Source organism: Anabaena catenula FACHB-362 (assembly GCF_014698735.1).
Lineage (GTDB): Bacteria > Cyanobacteriota > Cyanobacteriia > Cyanobacteriales > Nostocaceae > Anabaena > Anabaena variabilis_A.
Window position 1 is genome coordinate 1 of sequence record NZ_JACJTQ010000103.1, and the last position, 3,575, is coordinate 3,575.

The 3,575-nt window shown below is 38.9% G+C and carries 4 protein-coding genes and 2 pseudogenes; 3 read left to right on the plus strand and 3 right to left on the minus strand.

Going from position 1 to position 3,575, the window contains the following annotated elements; translation table 11 throughout:
• Positions 1–112 precede the first annotated feature (112 nt).
• Both H6G68_RS27505 and H6G68_RS26655 read right to left on the minus strand, forming a co-directional pair.
• A pseudogene (locus H6G68_RS27505) lies at positions 113–311 on the minus strand (transposase); the annotation flags it as partial.
• An 81-nt stretch (positions 312–392) separates the two neighbouring features.
• Positions 393–851 carry a hypothetical protein gene (locus H6G68_RS26655; protein WP_339327897.1) on the minus strand — a complete coding sequence of 153 codons (459 nt, stop codon included), beginning with the start codon at positions 849–851 and terminating at the stop codon, positions 393–395.
• Between the two features lie 27 nt (positions 852–878).
• Between H6G68_RS26655 and H6G68_RS26660 the strand changes: the two are divergent.
• The 3 genes and pseudogenes from H6G68_RS26660 to H6G68_RS26670 form a co-directional block, all read left to right on the plus strand.
• Positions 879–1,631: pseudogene (locus tag H6G68_RS26660) on the plus strand (ATP-binding protein); the annotation flags it as partial.
• Positions 1,632–1,915: 284 nt separating this feature from the next.
• Positions 1,916–2,293 (plus strand): hypothetical protein, encoded by a 378-nt coding sequence (locus H6G68_RS26665; RefSeq protein ID WP_190909332.1) that lies wholly within the window; start codon positions 1,916–1,918, stop codon positions 2,291–2,293.
• A gap of 47 nt (positions 2,294–2,340) precedes the next feature.
• Complete coding sequence (locus H6G68_RS26670; RefSeq protein ID WP_242045418.1) at positions 2,341–2,637, plus strand: DUF5674 family protein; 297 nt, start codon at positions 2,341–2,343, stop codon at positions 2,635–2,637.
• A gap of 9 nt (positions 2,638–2,646) precedes the next feature.
• On the opposite strand, the gene H6G68_RS26675 is transcribed toward H6G68_RS26670, so the two are convergent.
• A partial coding sequence (locus H6G68_RS26675; protein WP_190909333.1) for an MFS transporter occupies positions 2,647–3,575 on the minus strand: 929 nt, incomplete at its 5' end.

The following is a 3,575-nucleotide window of genomic DNA, read 5'->3' on the forward strand; positions in this document are numbered from 1 at the left end:
GGCATCTCTAACGCTTATTTTAGCGTACCAGCCAGCTACCTTTGCATTGGGGCATCTCACTTTTAAAAGCAGTGGCAGTAACACTTTAGCTATTTCCGGAGATGTCTATTGCTGCACTTTTGACGCTTTGACTGTCGATAATCGCCTCCGATGGACACCGATGACGTTGGCGTTCAATGCGAGTCCATTCTCGCAGACAGTCATGAATACGCAACCATGTCCCATATGCAACGCCAGTTGCGGAAATATGTGTATACAGTCTGCCACGGAGGAAAATCCCCCGGCATTGCTCGACTACTTAACAGCACAAAGTTTGTGACCCAATGGGTCACATTTTTTGATCCAGAAACATTTGGAAATGCTCATCTTATGTACTATTATCACCGATCATCTCACAAGTAGCCTTGACGATAGTTCTTTTTCTTCAAAGAAGCTGCTTGTTTCCTTGACCATTGCTTGACAGGAGTTAGTGGGGCAACATCTGCGAACTGATAACTCAATGATACATTTCCACTCAACTTTGCTACCACATTACCAATAAAGCGACAACAGCGTTCTGGTTGACTAACAACTTGTTCTTCGGCAAACCGTATTATTACCCACCCAGCTTTAAGAAAACACTGATTTCGATAATCATCATCACCAATACAATGGGTAGGTACTCCTGTAGAAAAACAATGACTTTCGTCCACTTCAATATCAAGATGTAGCTCAGTATTTGGTTCTACAATTACAAAATCTGCTGTGTAAGGACGGTCATGACTATTTGGTAACATTTCTTGTTGGGGAAATACCCAATCACCAAAATAATATTTCAGCACTTTTCCAAACCGTTCTTCAGCAGCACCCACGGTAACACTACCACTACCATTTGCTTTGCTAAAGTATGCTCACAAATTTTAGGTATTCCCTTGATTTTATTAGATTGGGGTAATGTGAGAAGTTATGGTAATGAAGCAGAAATAAAATTAAAACAACTACTAAAATTAGCAGACCGTCTCAATGAAGTGGTTTTGTATTTTGATGACTTTGACAAAGGTTTTGCTGGAGATGATGATATAGCTAGAAGGTTAGCAGGTCAGTTACTCACTTGGATGCAAGAACGTACCAGTGATGTAATTGTAATTGCTAGTGTAAATCGTTTAGAATGGCTACCACCAGAATTAACTAGGGCAGGAAGATTTGACTATATTTATAAAGTTGACTTGCCTAATTATGGGGAAAGACACAGTATTTTTAAACTTCACTGTGCGAGATTTGATGATAGATTTAGTAGTGATGTTTCTGGTAGTATTGACCCTTATAGTCAAGAGGAATGGCGACGAATACTTAAAGAAACTAATCGCTGTGTAGGTGCGGAAATTCAAACTATTGTTGAGAGGGCGGCGGCTACTACTTTTTGTCAAATGTTTCCAGAAGATATACCTGTTGCTAGCAATGGTAAATTACCACCATTTGAAATTTCTGTGGCGACGCTGTTAGCAGAACGTCAACACATCAATCCATTAGCTATTCGAGAAGCAGATAAGGTGGAAAGTATGAGGAATAAAGCTGAACTTCAGGGTTTACCATCTTCTACTGTAGATTCATCGGAGTATGCAATTGGTAATATAGATATATTTGGTGAATAATTCATCCTCATCACCAAATTTACCCGAAATCATATCCTGCCACACACCCCAGTTTCGTTGATGCGGAAAACGTGGAGCTTTACATTTGGGTATTTTTTATATGCTCGTTGTGCGGCAAAAAAGCATCTTCATTCATAAAATATGGCTCTTCGGTACTATGCTAAGTTAAATCATAAAACTTTAAACTCCTTACCATATGTAGAAAGAGGCTACACTAATGCAGGAATATTGAGAAAAACTCTTGAATATTGTACATTGGTAGAATTGGAGTTTGACGGAAATTTATGGTGCAAAGAATAGAAGAAATATTAGGTAATACAATTACTGAATATACTCCTAATGTAATCAAGTTTCAGGGTTTATCATTGGCAACATTGGAAGAGATTGTTAAAGATGGTCACACTACAACATCTGCAAGTTTTAACGCTGCTCCATCAGTGGGTTTATTTATCGAATTTGGACAGCGTTGCCAAGAAAAAGGATTAATAGTAAATTATGATGGAGTAGCATTTACTAAGATAGAGAACCCCGATTTAGTTGTTGATGCGATTACAGTCATTGGTGTAGAAGACTTAGATTTTGTCGGTGAATTTGTTAAATTTGTTTGGGGATGTGATGAGTTAGAGATAAATTCTCACAAGTTATATGCTTGGTGGGATTAGCCATTGAACATAAATTACCGAAAAAAATAACCAGGGGGTCAAATTGATTGATAAAAATTATTCGTAGTCGTGCAACTCCAGAACAAATCGAAAAAATGTTAGAAGAGTTAAAATTTTATATAAAGGTAGCGGTAGACCTTGAACGTCGTGTTTTAGCTGGTGGAGGTGAAATGCACTTTTATTGTGAACAAACACTATTAGAAGATGGTAATCAACAACAAGATATATGGGCAGCTAGTTTTATGCGTGAAAGTCGTAAAATAATCTATGAATCTATTGAACAGAGAGATGCCATTTGTAGAAAGTTCTGTGCCGATCTTTCAAGACGTACAAAAAGGCGATAGCTTCGCTTGTCAGACAATGGTATCAATTATGGCATCGGGCAGTTGCTCTTCTACTAACCTTAAGGGAGTATATTGATAGGCAACAATAGTCGCTAACATAGTTAATGTTCCCATAAACATAAACATCAAACCGATACCACGACCTGATCCGGTGCCGATGACTTGTCCAATGCTTCCGGTTAAGAAACTATTAGCTGTCATTAAAGGTTCAAACACCCTGTCGGTTAGGGGACCTACAAACAGATAAGCTAAAGGTCGTGATGACCAAGCTAACATGTGTCTAATTGCAAAAACCCTTCCTTGGACATCGGGTGCCACCTTAGTTTGCCAAATGGCATTAGAGGAACTTTGTGAAACAGGTATTGTCAAAAAAGCTACGAAAGCTCCAATAGTAATTAAGGTAACAGAGGTGGTCATTCCCACCAATAAAATAGCCAGCCCCAGCAGGAAATTAGAGCCAAGTACAGCATGAATGCGACGTTTTGGATTTTCCCAAATGCTCATAAGGATGCTACTGATTAACATACCGCTACCCCCAATAGATAAAACTATACCGAGGACGTTGGCAGAGGTAAAAGACAAAACTAGGGGGGTGAATAAAACTTCAGCAGTGCTGACAGCAAAGTTACTGATACTGAAGAAGATTAACAGTCCCATTAATCCGGGGCGAGCTTGAATATAACTCCAACCGTACATAGATTCCTTTAGTAAAGAACCCTTGCCTATTTTTCCGGCAACTGTGGTTTTTTGTTTTGGGAATTCAACAATTAAGAGTGTTACTAAAGCGAACAAAAAAGTGACTAAATCTATCAGGATGACACCCTGTAATTGGATTACAATTACCAGAAAGCCTCCACAAATTGGTGATAGCAATCGAGCCAATGCTTCTGATAACTGAGTCATACCATTAGCACGACTAAGATGTTGTTTCTGGACGA